General features: G+C 63.5%; 14 protein-coding genes and 1 tRNA gene. 2 read left to right on the top strand and 13 right to left on the bottom strand.

Annotated features, from left to right (window positions below; genetic code table 11):
- Nucleotide 1: 1 nt before the first annotated feature.
- The 9 genes from ACZ5YA_RS00435 to ACZ5YA_RS00395 form a co-directional block, all read right to left on the bottom strand.
- Nucleotides 2-922 (bottom strand): SDR family oxidoreductase, encoded by a 921-nt coding sequence (locus ACZ5YA_RS00435; RefSeq protein ID WP_251877010.1) that lies wholly within the window; start codon nucleotides 920-922, stop codon nucleotides 2-4.
- 62 nt (nucleotides 923-984) lie between these two features.
- On the bottom strand, nucleotides 985-2,010 hold the full coding sequence (locus tag ACZ5YA_RS00430) for a Bug family tripartite tricarboxylate transporter substrate binding protein (RefSeq protein ID WP_118933157.1): 1,026 nt from the start codon (nucleotides 2,008-2,010) through the stop codon (nucleotides 985-987).
- 41 nt (nucleotides 2,011-2,051) lie between these two features.
- Nucleotides 2,052-2,264, bottom strand: coding sequence for an acyl-CoA carboxylase biotin carboxyl carrier protein subunit (locus tag ACZ5YA_RS00425; protein WP_059378983.1), 213 nt, complete (start codon nucleotides 2,262-2,264; stop codon nucleotides 2,052-2,054).
- On the bottom strand, nucleotides 2,261-3,628 hold the full coding sequence (locus ACZ5YA_RS00420; protein WP_464091848.1) for an acetyl-CoA carboxylase biotin carboxylase subunit: 1,368 nt from the start codon (nucleotides 3,626-3,628) through the stop codon (nucleotides 2,261-2,263). Before ACZ5YA_RS00420 ends, ACZ5YA_RS00425 begins: the two co-directional genes overlap by 4 nt.
- A 10-nt stretch (nucleotides 3,629-3,638) precedes the next feature.
- Nucleotides 3,639-5,183, bottom strand: a complete 1,545-nt coding sequence (locus tag ACZ5YA_RS00415; RefSeq protein ID WP_464091847.1) for an acyl-CoA carboxylase subunit beta — start codon at nucleotides 5,181-5,183, stop codon at nucleotides 3,639-3,641.
- A gap of 32 nt (nucleotides 5,184-5,215) precedes the next feature.
- Complete coding sequence (locus tag ACZ5YA_RS00410) at nucleotides 5,216-5,884, bottom strand: 3-oxoacid CoA-transferase subunit B (protein ID WP_251877014.1); 669 nt, start codon at nucleotides 5,882-5,884, stop codon at nucleotides 5,216-5,218.
- Nucleotides 5,871-6,560 carry a 3-oxoacid CoA-transferase subunit A gene (locus ACZ5YA_RS00405; RefSeq protein ID WP_059378978.1) on the bottom strand — a complete coding sequence of 230 codons (690 nt, stop codon included), beginning with the start codon at nucleotides 6,558-6,560 and terminating at the stop codon, nucleotides 5,871-5,873. Before ACZ5YA_RS00405 ends, ACZ5YA_RS00410 begins: the two co-directional genes overlap by 14 nt.
- A 59-nt stretch (nucleotides 6,561-6,619) precedes the next feature.
- A complete protein-coding gene (locus ACZ5YA_RS00400) occupies nucleotides 6,620-7,792 on the bottom strand; it encodes a thiolase (protein WP_059378977.1) in 1,173 nt (390 codons plus the stop codon).
- A complete protein-coding gene (locus ACZ5YA_RS00395; protein WP_280016189.1) occupies nucleotides 7,789-8,190 on the bottom strand; it encodes a Zn-ribbon domain-containing OB-fold protein in 402 nt (133 codons plus the stop codon). The genes ACZ5YA_RS00400 and ACZ5YA_RS00395 overlap by 4 nt, the downstream gene beginning before the upstream one ends.
- Before the next feature lie 155 nt (nucleotides 8,191-8,345).
- On the opposite strand from ACZ5YA_RS00395, the gene ACZ5YA_RS00390 reads away from it, so the two are divergent.
- Entirely contained in the window at nucleotides 8,346-9,278 is a 933-nt protein-coding gene (locus ACZ5YA_RS00390; RefSeq protein ID WP_059378974.1) for a LysR family transcriptional regulator, read from the top strand.
- A 14-nt stretch (nucleotides 9,279-9,292) separates the two neighbouring features.
- On the opposite strand, the gene ACZ5YA_RS00385 is transcribed toward ACZ5YA_RS00390, so the two are convergent.
- Nucleotides 9,293-9,886, bottom strand: a complete 594-nt coding sequence (locus tag ACZ5YA_RS00385; protein ID WP_059379036.1) for a BPSL1445 family SYLF domain-containing lipoprotein — start codon at nucleotides 9,884-9,886, stop codon at nucleotides 9,293-9,295.
- A 326-nt stretch (nucleotides 9,887-10,212) separates the two neighbouring features.
- Here ACZ5YA_RS00385 and ACZ5YA_RS00380 point away from each other — a divergent pair, with 326 nt between their 5' ends.
- Nucleotides 10,213-10,371, top strand: a complete 159-nt coding sequence (locus ACZ5YA_RS00380) for a DUF6726 family protein (RefSeq protein WP_054458630.1) — start codon at nucleotides 10,213-10,215, stop codon at nucleotides 10,369-10,371.
- Between the two features lie 54 nt (nucleotides 10,372-10,425).
- Here ACZ5YA_RS00380 and ACZ5YA_RS00375 read toward each other — a convergent pair whose 3' ends face one another.
- The 3 genes from ACZ5YA_RS00375 to ACZ5YA_RS00365 form a co-directional block, all read right to left on the bottom strand.
- On the bottom strand, nucleotides 10,426-10,668 hold the full coding sequence (locus ACZ5YA_RS00375; protein WP_464091846.1) for a hypothetical protein: 243 nt from the start codon (nucleotides 10,666-10,668) through the stop codon (nucleotides 10,426-10,428).
- Between the two features lie 1,312 nt (nucleotides 10,669-11,980).
- Nucleotides 11,981-12,184 carry a hypothetical protein gene (locus ACZ5YA_RS00370; RefSeq protein WP_464091845.1) on the bottom strand — a complete coding sequence of 68 codons (204 nt, stop codon included), beginning with the start codon at nucleotides 12,182-12,184 and terminating at the stop codon, nucleotides 11,981-11,983.
- 992 nt (nucleotides 12,185-13,176) lie between these two features.
- Nucleotides 13,177-13,255, bottom strand: a tRNA-Ile gene (locus ACZ5YA_RS00365).
- Nucleotides 13,256-13,264: the final 9 nt, after the last annotated feature.

Genomic DNA, 13,264 nt, shown 5'->3' with positions numbered 1-13,264 from the left:
GTCAGATCGGATCCCAGCTCATCACGTCGGGCGAGCGCTCCAGCGGATAGAAGTGCTTCTGCATCGCCGGAATGGCGACCTCGGCAATGCGCTGCGGCGTCCAGCCTTCGCTGAAGTGCACGGAACGCATGGGACGTGGTTGGCTCATCAACATGATCTCGTTGGCGCGCACCGCGAATATCTGACCGCTGACCTCTCGCGCGGCATCGCTGAGCAAGTACACGGCCATCGGCGCAATCTTGCCGGCCTCCATCTTCTTGAGTTTTTCCACGCGGTCCCGCTGCTGCGGCGTATCGGTGGGGATGGAACTGGTCATGCGGCTCCAGGCTGACGGGGCGATGCAGTTGGAGCGCACGCCATAGCGGCCCATGTCCAGCGCAATCATCTTGGACAAGGCCACGATGCCCAGCTTGGCCGCTCCGTAGTTGGCCTGGCCGTAGTTGCCGATCAGCCCCGACGTCGAGGTCATGTGCACCATCGCGCCGCTCTCCTGTTCGCGGAAGTACGTGGCCGCCGCCCTGCTGACGAAGAATGTGCCATCCAGATGCACCGCAATGACGGCCCGCCATTCTTCCTCGCTCATCTTGTGAAAGGAGCGGTCGCGCAGGTTGCCCGCGTTGTTGACCACGCCATCGATGCGTCCGAAGTGATCCATGGCGCACTGGATGATGGCGTTGGCGGACGCGTGCGTCGCGACCGAATCGAAGTTGGCGACGGCCGTCCCGCCCGCGCCGCGGATCTCGGCAACGACTGCGTCCGCGGGCGCCACTGCGGCCGACAGGTCATCGCCATTGAGCGCAACCCCGATATCGTTGACCACGACCTTGGCGCCCTCGGCCGCCAGTTGCAAAGCGATCTCGCGGCCGATGCCGCCTCCGGCTCCGGTCACCACCGCCACCTTGCCTTCCATCATGCGTTCCATGCCCATGTCTCCTCAAAACGGGCCCGCCGGCTGTCTGCGGCAGGCCCAATGCTGTCGATTGCCTACTCGGTCGTTACGTTGGCGCGGCGCACCACCTCGGCCCACTTCCTGCCCTCGCTGCCGATAAAGGCGGCGAACTCCGCGGGCGTATCGGGATTGGGCACCGCTCCCTGGTCGCGGATCTGCTTCTGCATGTCGGGTGTCTGGATGATGGCGACCACCTGCTTGTTGATCTCCGACACGACGTCGTCCGGCGTCTTCGCGGGCGCCCACAGGCCGAACCACGACACGACCTCGTAGCCGGGCACGCCCGCCTCCGCCACAGTGGGCACATCGGGTAGCTGGTCACTGCGCTGAGCCGAGGTCACTGCCAGCACCTTCAGCCGGCCCGCCTTGATGTGCGGTAGCGCCGAAGGCAGGTTGTCGAAAATCATGGAGATCTGGCCGCCCAGCAGATCCGTCACTGCCGGCGTGCTGCCCTTGTAGGGCACGTGCACCATGTCGACGCCGGTCATCATTTTGAACGTCTCGCCTGACATGTGCAGCGTGCTTCCGTGTCCGGAAGAGCCAAAGGTGAGCTTGCCCGGGTGGGCGCGGCCGTAGGCGATCAGCTCCTTCACGGTGTCGTACGGCGCGTTCTTGGGCACCACCAGGGCGTTCGGCACCATGGCGGTACGCGTGATCGGCGCGAAGTCCTTGATCGCATCGTAGGGCATGGATTTGTAGAGACTGGGGTTGATGGCGTGCGTGCCTATCGTGCCCATCACCAGCGTGTAGCCGTCCGGCGCCGCGCGCGCCACTTGCGCGGTGCCGATGTTGCCGCCCGCGCCGGGCTTGTTCTCGACCACCACGGAAACGCCCCAGCGTTCACTCAGGCGCTGGCCTATCACGCGCGCCAGGATATCGGTCGTGCCGCCCGCCGAGAACGGCACGTTTATCGTCACCGGCTTGTTGGGAAAGCCCTGCGCCGTCTGCGCGCCCGCCGCGCCAGCACCCAGCAGGGCCGCCAGTCCCAGCAATGCCAGGAACTTCAGGGGACGCTTGCGCGCAGAAGCTGCGGGCGCGTCTTTTTTGATTGTCTTGAACATAGTCTCCTCGCTCTTTTATCCAGGTTCAGAGGCGGTCCGCCTCAATCCAGCACAGCAAGATCCTGCCCTTCCTCCACTTCATCGCCAACCGCCACCAGAATCTTGGCGATACGGCCTGCTGCCTCGCTTTCCACGGGAATCTCCATCTTCATGGACTCGACCTTGAAGGCCTCGTCGCCCGTCTGAATCCGTGCGCCCTCTTCCACGCAACACGCGACCACGCGGCCCGCGACGTTGGAGACGATTTTTTTCATGCCAGCTCCTTTACCGACTCTGTTGAAATCACTGCCTGCAAGCCGTCGACGGTCATCGTGCCGGCCTGGAACCGCTCCGACGCGAGCACCTGAAGCATCATCGGAATGTTGGTCTTGATGCCCTCTACCCGCATGCTGCCCAGTGCACCGCTCAACTCCCGGATCGCGGCAGCGCGATCGCCTGCATGCGCGATGACTTTCGCCACCATGGGGTCGTAGTGGCTGGAAACCCGGTTGCCCTGCGCGTAGCCTGTTTCTATCCGTAGGCCTGGGCGGGAGGGCGGTAACTCGAACGTTTTCAGGACGCCGGGCGAAGGCAGGAAACGCACGGGATCCTCGGCATACACGCGCGCCTCGATGGCATGCCCCGCCACGGCCGGTTGCCTGCCGATCACCGACGACAGCTTTTCGCCCGCAGCCAGGCGGATCTGCGCCTGCACGATGTCCACGCCGGTGACCGCTTCCGAGATGGCGTGCTCGACCTGCAGGCGCGTGTTGACCTCGAGGAACGAAAAGCCGCTGTCCGGCGTGTACAGCATCTCCACCGTGCCTATGACGTCGTAGCCGATTTCTCCCAGGATGGCCGCCAGCCGCTCGGCCATGCCGGCGACGGCCTGGCGGTCGATGGCCGGCGCCGGCGCCTCCTCGATCACCTTCTGGTATCTGCGCTGGGTGGAGCAGTCCCGTTCGAACAGGGACAGGACATTGCCAAACCTGTCCGCCAGGAACTGGAATTCGATATGCCGCGGCGATGGCACGAATCGCTCCATGTACAGGGCGGGATTGGCGAACGCCTTTTCCGCCATGCCGCTGGCCCGTTCCCAGCTGTCGGACAGCGACTGAGGATCGTGGACGGGGATCATGCCTATGCCCCCGCCGCCGCCCGCAGGCTTGATCAGCACCGGATACCCGAGCGCGCCGGCGGCCTGGCGCACCGCGACCATGTCGTCGCGAGGCAGGATGCCGGTGCTGCCGCCTGCCTGCAAGCCGTGCCGTTGCATCAACTCGCGCGCGCTCGCCTTGTTGCCCAGCACATCGATCCACCTGGACGAAGGTCCGATGAAGCAATGCCCCGCCGCATCCACCCGGCGCGCGAACTGCGCGTTCTCGGACAGGAATCCGTAGCCGGGATGCAGCGCGTCGGCGCCACAACCCGCCATGACCTCGAGCAGCAGGTCCTGGTTGAGATAACTGGCCCGCGCAGGCGCAGGCCCGATGCAGTAGCTTTCATCGGCTTGGCGCACGTATGGCAGGTCAGCATCGGCCTCGGAGTACACCGCCACGGATTGCAGGCCCAGCGCCTTCACGGCGCGCAGAATGCGCGCGGCGGCGGCGCCCCGGTTGGCAATCAGGATCTTCTTCATCTGTATCCCCTCAGGGCCGGTATCCGGTGGCGACCATGCCGGGCTGGCGCAGCGGCGCGGCCAGATTGGCGAACTCGACCAGGCGCGTGCGCGTGCAGGCAGGATCGATGATGTCCTCGATGACGAAGGCTTCCGCGCTGCGGAACGGGGACGTCAGGGCCCGCACTCTTTCCTCGATCTCCGCGCGCTTGGCTTCTGGGTCGGCGGCCGCCTCGATCTCGGACCGGTACGCCACCTCCAGGCCGCCCTCGATCGGCAGCGAACCCCATTGCGCCGATGGCCACGCATAGCGGAAGTTGAAGCGGCTGGAATTCTGATGGCCGCCCGCGGCCACGCCGAAAGCGCGCCGCATGATCAGCGAGAACCAAGGCACCGTCGACTGCGAGACCGCCGTCAGCGCCCTCACGCCGGCGCGCATCACGCCGTCCTTCTCGGCTTCCAGGCCGATCTGGAAACCCGCGATGTCCACCAGGTTCACCACCGGCAGGTGAAAGGTCTCGGCCAGGTCGAGCAGGCGGGTGAATTTCTCGGCGGTATGCCGGTCCCAGCCGCCTCCATAGTGATAAGGATTGCTGGCGGCGAACAGCACCGGCCAGCCATCCACCCGAGCCAGCCCGCCCACGATGGCCTTGCCCCAATGCCGGCCGATTTCGAACACGCTGCCGGGATCGAACAAGGTTTCCAGTATGGGCCGGATCTTGTAAACCTTGCGCGTGTCCTTCGGAATGGCCGTGCGCAGCCATTCCTGCTCCGCCGCCGCGGCCGGAACCTCGCCCCTGGGCGCAAGATCGTGCACCGAGGCAGGCATGTACGACAGGAAGCGCCGCGCGGCGGCGAAAGCCTCGTCCTCGGAACCCACCTCGTCGTCGACCACGCCATTACGGGTGTGGATGGCGCTTCCGCCGAGTTCGTTCTTGCCCAGATGCTGGCCGATCTTGGCCACCACCGGGGGACCCGCGATGAACAGCTGCGACGTGTCCTTCACCATGACGGAATAGTGGCTGCCCGCCACGCGCGCAGCCCCTTGGCCCGCCACCGACCCAAGAGCCAGCGACACCACCGGGACCTGAGCCAGGTTGCGCGCCACATAGGCCCAGATCTTCATTTTCGGCAGCAGCGCATGCCCCATCTTCTCGATGTTCTTGACCGACCCGCCGCCGCCCGTGCCGTCGATCAGGCGCACCAGCGGAATGCGCAGGTCGAACGCCATCTGCTCGGCGAATATCATCTTGTCGCCCACGGCGCCGTCGTTCGCGCCGCCGCGCACGGTGAAGTCGTCGCCAACGACCACGACGTTTTTGCGGTCCAGCGCCGCGCGCCCCATGATCACGTTCGAGGGCATCACATGGACCAGGCGGCCCTGCGCGTCATACTCGCCGCTGCCGGCCAATCCGCCGACCTCGACGAACGAGCCGCCGTCGACCAGCAGTTCGATCCGTTGGCGGATGTCCAGCTTGCCCGCGTCATGCTGACGCTTCACCTTGTCCACGCCCCCCATGCTCAGGGAAAACTCCTTGCGGCGTGCCAGCTCGTCCAACTCCTGCGTCCAGCTCATTACTTCCTCCCATGACGGCGCCAGCCTGAGGCTCAGGGCGCCAGTTCGATCCACGCCTCGTCTAGCGTCAAGTCCACCGCGGTCCGCGCCTGCAACGCCGCAAAATCCAGGCCCCGCACCATCGCCCGCACCCGTAGGCCACCTGGCGTGATGTCCAGAATTGCCAGATCGCTGTAGATGCGATCGACCACGGCCTTGCCGGTAAGGGGGTAGGTGCATACGGGCACGATCTTCGGCCGGCCGTCGCGGTCCATGTGCTGCATCATCACGAAGATGCGCTTGGCGCCCGCCACCAGGTCCATGGCCCCGCCGACCGCCGGAATCGAGTCTTCGCGCCCCGTGTCCCAGTTGGCCAGGTCGCCGTCGGCCGATACCTGGAAGGCGCCCAGCACGGTGAGATCGATATGGCCGCCGCGCATCATCGAAAAGGACACTACGTGATCGGTGATCGACGCCCCGATATCCAGCGCGACGGGCTCCTTGCTGGCATTGAGCAGATCCCTGTCGATCTCGGCGCCTGGCGGCAGGCCTTTCATGCCCAGGATGCCGTTTTCGCTGTGCAGCACTACGCCGCGCTCGGGCTTCAAGTGATCCGCCACCGACGTCGGCATGCCTATGCCCAGGTTGACGTACGAGGCGGGTGGAATATCGTCGGCGACGATCTGCGCCATGCGCGCGCGGGACAGCCTATTGATGCTCATTGGGACACTCGACGATGCGTTGAACGAAGATTCCAGGCGTCATGACCTGCTCCGGCGCCAGCGCTCCCAGCGGCACCACCTGGTCGACCTGGGCCACCGTGAGCCTTGCGGCCATGCACATCACAGGTCCGAAATTGCGGCTGGCGTAGCGGTAGGTCAGATTGCCCGCGCAGTCGCCGTACTGGGCCTTCACGAAAGCCACATCGCCCGGCAGCGGCTCTTCCAGCACATAGCCCCGGCCATTGATGGAGCGCGTTTCCTTGCCTTGCGCCAGCCGCGTTCCATAGGCGGTGGGCGTGAAGAAAGGTCCCATGCCCGCGCCGGCGGCGCGCAGGCGTTCGGCCAAGGTGCCTTGCGGCACCACCTCCAGTTCGATCCTGCCCGCCGCATACCATTCGCCGAACGCGGCGGCATTGGGCTTCTCGGGATTCGAGGAACGGGCGAAGGAGCAGATCACCCTGCGCACCCGGCCCGCGCGGATCAACTGGCTCAAACCCTGCTCGCCATTACCCGCGTTGTTATTGACGATGGTCAGTTCGCGCGCGCCGGTCTCCAGCAGCGCCTGCAGCAGTTCCGTCGGCACGCCGGATGCGCCGAATCCGCCAATCAATAGCGTGGCGCCATCCGCCACGCCGGCCACGGCCTCCTCCAGGGAAGGCACGATCTTGTTCAACATTGCTCACCCCATGACGGCAGACGCGCTCACGGCGCCTCCACCGCAGAATTATCGGACGGTCAGAGCGCAGGCAGCGCGCTCAGGATCGCGGTGGACTGACTGGACAAGGTGCCGCCATTGCCATGCACCAGGGCCAGGTTCGGATCCTTCAACTGGCGCTCGCCGCACTCGCCCCGCAACTGCCTGACGGCCTCCACCATGAGAAACACGCCGTACATGCCCGGATGCACGCAGGACAGGCCGCCGCCGTTGGTATTGACCGCCAGCCGCCCGCCGGGCGCGATCCCACCATCGTCCACGAACGCGCCGCCCTCCCCCTTCTGGCAGAAGCCCAGGTCTTCCAGGAACAGGATGGTGTTGATGGTGAAGGCGTCGTACAGCATGGCCAAGTCCATATCCTTCGCGGAGACGCCGGCCATCTCGTAGCAGCGCTTGCCCGATTCAAACGCCGCCGTCACCGTCAGGTCATGCATGGACGAAACCTGCCGGTTCCACACCGCGGTCGCGTTGCCCATCACGTACACCGGCTTCCTGGCGCAATCGCGGGCCCGGTCCGAGCGGGTCAGCACGAAGGCGCCGGCGCCATCGCTGACCATGCAGCAGTCGCGCACCGTAAAGGGCGCGCAGACCGGACGAGCCGCCTCCACGTCCGCCAGCGATAGCGGCTCGCGCATGGTGGCTTCGGGGTTCAACTGCGCCCATTTCCGCGCGGCCACCGCGACCTCCGACAGCTGCTTGCGCGTGGTGCCGTACTGGTGCATGTGGCGGCTCGCGGCCAACGCATAGGCCGCCACCGGCAGGGGCGGGTCATAGGGCGTTTCGTAAGGCTGAGGGTCGAGGGATTTCCGCGCGCGGGTCAGATCGGCGCGGTTGAACTTGGCGGTACGCTGGGTACTGCCGTAGCAGACGAGGACCGCGTTGCACTGCCCGGACGCCAGCGCGTGCATGGCGGGCAGCAGATGCGCCACGTAGCTGGAGCCGCCTATCATGGTGCTGTCCAGGAAGGTCGGCCGTATGCCGAGATACTCGACCACAGACATCGCCCACATGGGCGACAGGGAACTGCAGGTCGTGATGCCGTCTATGTCCTTGAGGCTCAGGCCGGCGTCCGCAATCGCAGCCATGGCGGCCTGCGCCAGCACTTCCTGCTCGGTATAACCGCGGGCCTGGCCCAGCCCGGCCTGCCCGACGCCGACCACGGCGGTCTTGCCTCTCAAATCGCGCAGCGTCATGCATCTGCTCCCGTAGGCACGAAGACCACTTGCGCCGTCTCGCCGTCCCCGACGATTCTGGCGCTGACGCGCATGCCGATCCGCACATGCCCGGGCGCGATCTCCGCGACACGGCTCATCATCCGCACGCCTTCCTGCAGATCAACGAGGCAGACGTTGTAGTCGCCGCCCTGCTCCGTGTTGCGATACACGGTGGTGCTGGCGTACACCACGCCCTCCCCCGTGGGACTGAACCAATCCAATGCCGCACCGCCGCAATGGGGACATACGCAGCGGGGATAGAACACCGCCAGGCTGCAATCGGCGCAGCGTTGGATCTGAAACCGGCCAGCCGCCAGGCCCTCCAGATAAATCTGCTCGGGTCCGCCCGCCGCCTGCGCACTGCTCTGGATCTCCACCCTTGCCTCCTGTCGTGTCGTCTTTTTCAACCTGCCAACATTGCGGCTCAGTGTAGGGACAGGAACGCGGCAGATAAACGGACCCTAGGGCAAATCACTTTTAACTTTGCGCGCGAGAATGGCTAAGATGGCGTGCACCCATCAGCCCGACAGCCATGTACATCCTGATAGACCATCTCAAGCATGTTCTGAATTTCGTACGCGTCGCGGACAGCGGCAGCTTCACGGCCGCGGCGCACCGGCTCGACATTTCAACCGCAGCGGTAAGCAAGAGCGTTTCGCTGCTTGAAGCCAAGTTGGGCGTGAAGCTGCTCAACCGCACCACGCGAAACCTGTCGCTGACCGACGATGGCGAGTTGCTGCTGCAGCGCTGCCGCCACATCCTGCTGGAAGTGGAAGCCGCCGAGGCCGAAGTGACGGGAGCCAGCGTGAGCCCGCGCGGCAAGCTGCGCGTGCATGCGCCGGTCGGCTTGGGCAGAAAGGTCATCATGCCCGCGCTGCTGTCGCTGACCGCGCGCTATCCGGAGCTATCGATCAACGCCGATTTCAGCGACCGCATGCCCAATCTGGCCGAAGAAGGATTGGACGCCACCATACGCATCGGCGTTACGGCCGATTCGCGCGTGATCGCCAAGACCTTGTCCCGGCTGCGCTACGTCACCTGCGCCAGCCCCGCCTATCTGGCCACGCATGGCGCACCGGCCACGCCCGACGAGCTGGAACGGCACAATTGCCTGGCCTACGTCCAATGGCAGACCGGCCGATATCACGAATGGGATTTTCAGAAAGGTGATGAGCGCTACACGATCACGCCCGGCGGCAATCTGAACGTGAACCATCCGGAAGCCATCCTGGACGCCGTGGTGGCAGGCGCCGGCATTGCCCGCATGGCCAGCTTCATCGCGGAGTCCGCCGTGCTGGACGGACGCCTGAAACTGGTGCTGACCGATTGGATGGCGCCCGGCGCGCCGGTCCAGCTGGTCTATCTGCCGAACCGGCACCTGTCGCCGCGCATCCGCGCTTTTGTAGATGCGATGGTGGAAGCCCTGCCGCCCCAATTACCTTGGGAGCAAGCCATGGGCTTATGAGGCGCGCGCGCCTCTTACAACAGCAGCGGTGAAATCTTGCTGCCGTCCACCGACACTCCGGCCATGAGGCCGCCATTGTTCAAGACGAAACCGACGATGGGTTGCTGCGCGGTGTAGGTATCGATGCTGCCGTTGACGCCCACGTTAGCCACCGCGACAGTGGCATCCGCCCCCACCGTCCAGCCGCTGCTGGCCCGGAACTTGGCCAGGGCGCCCTCCGTCATGAACAGCACCACCATCGCCTTGGACTGCGCGCCGGCCTGCAAGCCGATGGAGCCGCCCGTGATGCTGTAGTAGCCGGTATCCGACCCGCCTACGCGCAGCACGCCGGTTCCATGCTGGGCTCCCACAATGAAGCTCGCGCTCAGCACGCCCGGAAACACCAGCACGCCGCGCGCGCGTTCCACCAATTGCTTGGCCTGGGACGAGGACTGATAAAGCTTGGTCAGGGTCGCGTCGGCCGCGGTATCGAGTTCCTGCCGCTTTTCCGCGGCCGTGGCCGAGGATTGGGCGGTGGTCGTGGTGCAGCCGGTGAACACCAGGCTGGCCACGCCGAGCATCGCGGCGATCACGCCGGCCCGGCCTGCCTTGGGGAGAGTATCAAGCATGTAGCGCTCCTTATTGTTGTTGGACGCCCCTTCCAGGCACGCCCGAAAGGAACGCCACCATCCTACCTGGGATTTCCGGCCCTGGCGCCCTGCAAGCGGGCTCTGCGTTACCTCCTGTTCCAATACGAGCAAGTGTCATTACACTTGGCCAGCATTTCCCCAATAATCGGCGGGGAGACACAGAGCAGAATGCCGCCTGCGCCAGGCATCGTGCACATTTTCTTCAGAAGCAAATCTGCGTCTGAACATGACCAACATCGACGCCGTGCGACACCGCCAGCCCGTACCCAGGCCGCGCCTTGATCAATTTTTTCCGAGCACGTCCGATGAAGTGGATTCTGGTCTCAATGCTATGCATGTTCGCTTCCGGCTGCGGTGTCGTCGCGGCCCCTTGCCGCATTGCATCTGCCGCCATCAAGATCGTGCCGGTCGTCGGCGACGTCGCTGCCGCGCCGACGGATGCTTGCGCGGAAGTCATCGACTGATGCACTGCCTGCCTTGTTCCCTTGGCTGCGGCAGACGCAGTTCCTTGATCCCACTTAGCTGCATGTGACAACGCTGACCATGCTCAATGCACTGGTCAGGTATTGGATTGCGGCAGCTTTCTCCGGAGTCTGGTGAACGGACGAATTTTCCAGTTTTACCAAGGCGTGCCTCATCAACTCACTGGGAGACATCATTGAGATGTCAGACGCCATCGGGCGAGCGCCGTTCCACGCCAGGGCTTCCGCCTCGAAAGCCAGAGGGTCTGGGGCAGTACCAGGCAGGGCCTTGGATTTCATCGGAGTTCTCCATTGCTGTCGTGCACAAGAAGAGATCAGAGCGAGGGCCGACACGAAAGTTCCGGTATAACGGCAGGCCGTGGATTTGTGCGGATGCGAGCCCGGATCACTTTCTACAGACCACCAGCGCGATGCAGCACATGCCAGCCAGAGTGCTGCCGAGCACGTAACCGGCACGCCTGCCCATGTCACCGCCGGAGAGCATCAGCCAACATGAAAACCCCAACGCCAGTGAAATGAGTACGCCGTAAGCAGGACTTGCCGCTTGCAGACGGCTCGGCTGGAGGGGGACTCCTGGGCGGCTCGGGACCTGGTCTTGGATTCGCGGATTGAGTGTGAGGGGCCGGTCTTTTTGTCCATCGCGCCAGTCAAGCGCCCGCAGCCTGTCGGCAATCCGTGTCTGGGCGCTCGAATGCTTCCGAATGACGTCAGATCACGGCCGGACAGCGGGCCCGGATAACAACATCAATCCCATCTTCATATGCAGGAAAATTCTGGACAGTAATAAAAATATCAAAAAAACGGCGAATCTCGGACAGGTCTGAAACTCGCATTTTTTTACCTTCCTGCTTCGAGAAAAATCAACGAGACGCGGCCGGCCACGGCTAGAACAGCATCGGTTCCTCGGTGTCGGGCATAGGTCCTCTGCGACAATGCACCGCACGAAACTTGCGCCAAGTGCGGGGATCGAGTCCGTCCGTAACCGCAAACGCAAACGCATTCTTGGGCAAGGGCCACTGCCTTGTTGCCAAGCTGAGGGCTGCATTCGCATGCATGATCAAGCCGAATTGCGTACCGGACATTAAGCTCGGAGCACCGAACAATGTGCACGTACAGATGGCTGATGATCATCTGTTGATATTCAGCGCGTCCAAAGTCGGGATTGTCCCCTTCTTGAGCCTGCTGCCGACTCCTTGGCTGCGGACAGTCGCCATGGATGCATGTAGCCCATACTTATTGTAGTTTCCGTACCAACTCCGCAAGCCCCCTGCGGCAAGGGCCGGTTGGTCGCCAACCAAGCTCCGCCGTGATGCGTGCGAAGGCTACTTACCGCCAGCCGGACGCCGCAAGTGTCGTGCACCATCGGCATCCAGACCATCAGGTTCGTCCTACTTGTTCGAGGACGTGACCGCCGGCCGAGATGACGGCGGCAGCCGTGGAGGCTACGACGACGCGCCGAGGCCGCAGCGAGCGCCGGCGCAACACCCCAGCGCGGTGGTTCCGCGCCCCAGTCAACATCGGCAGTCAACCTCGCGGACATGGGCGACGGCATTCCGTTCAAGTTTCTGTCACCCAGGTAGGTGGCAAGTCTTCAATCTTGATAGTGGCTTCGAAGAAGATGAGGCTTATTGTCAACATAGATGGATTCTATGAGCCTGTTCGCAAGTCCGGGCAAATCCGCCTTGGTACGGTCGACCAGCAGCAGCAAATCATCAACCATAAGGGAAATTCGAACGAGAGCTTGACCCGCGACATCCAAATCCTCATCTGAGATTGGTGCTCCGGCGTTCATCATGGCCAGGGAAAGCAAATCCTGACGTAGAAGCTCCAGTTGCCCGATACACCTAGCTAGCGCGTTGCCCTTTTTTGCTTAGGCAGCTTTGTCAGGGTACCTACGAAGACCGACATCGTTATTTGTAGAGCTTCCTTGTCAAGTACAAGTCGCGTGTACTTCAACCGTTCATAGGGTCGTGGCGTTCCACGGGGTCTTGTACGCAGATCCTCGACGGTTGCTTTAGCGACAAGCACTCGCTGCAGTAAACGCTCGGCTTCCGGAACGATTGCAGTGAGCATGATCTCGGCCTCGCGCATTCGGTCAAGCTCTCGCCATGCCCCTTGCCTTACTCCGAGGCGCAGAGCGACAAGTGCCGCTGCCGCGGTACCAACTGCACTGACGATTTCCCACCAGTGGGAAGCGCCAACCGTCTGGTCCCAGGCCACCAAAAGCTGTGTGGCTAAGACAAAAGCAGCACCCATACAAACGTAGTACACCGGCCCGCCAATGGGCCCCATACAACCACTCTTACGCATCTCCGACCCTCCGTCCCTTAAGAGAGGTAGGCATCGTAGCTGATCGGCCGAGAGCGATCACCTTGATCGCAAGAATGCCTATTCGCCGTCTGAAGACTTGGAGGATCACAAGCATTGGATGGACGTTGCCCCCGTGAGTGCAGTTTCGACATGCGCGTGAAGGCACTCACCGCCGTCAACACTGAAGAGCACGCCGGCAAGGACTGTGACGACGCCCTGGGTGCGGCGTTCCTTGCCATGCTTGCAGCCGCTCCCCCTCTCTCCTGCGCCTCCTGCGGAGGCCGGTACGCCCCTGATGCGCCTGAAAGAGCTGGACGGCTGGGAGCGTATCGATATGGTCCAGAAGTACGCCCACCTGGCGCCGACACACCTGACCGCGCACGCCGAAACGGTCACGTTTTTGGTCACAGCAGACGCTAGAAAAGAAACAGCCGCCATTGCTGGCGGCTGTAGGTGCCTGAACTAACAGGACTTTCTTGGTAGGCCCCCCGAGAGTCGAACTCGGCACCAACGGATTATGAGTCCGCTGCTCTAACCAGGCATGAGCTAGAGGCCCAGAAAACGA

It is taken from the genome of Achromobacter sp. JCM 18799 (assembly GCF_055395645.1).
Note: the sequence above shows the minus strand (reverse complement) of the source record. Positions and strands in the feature narration are given on the sequence as shown.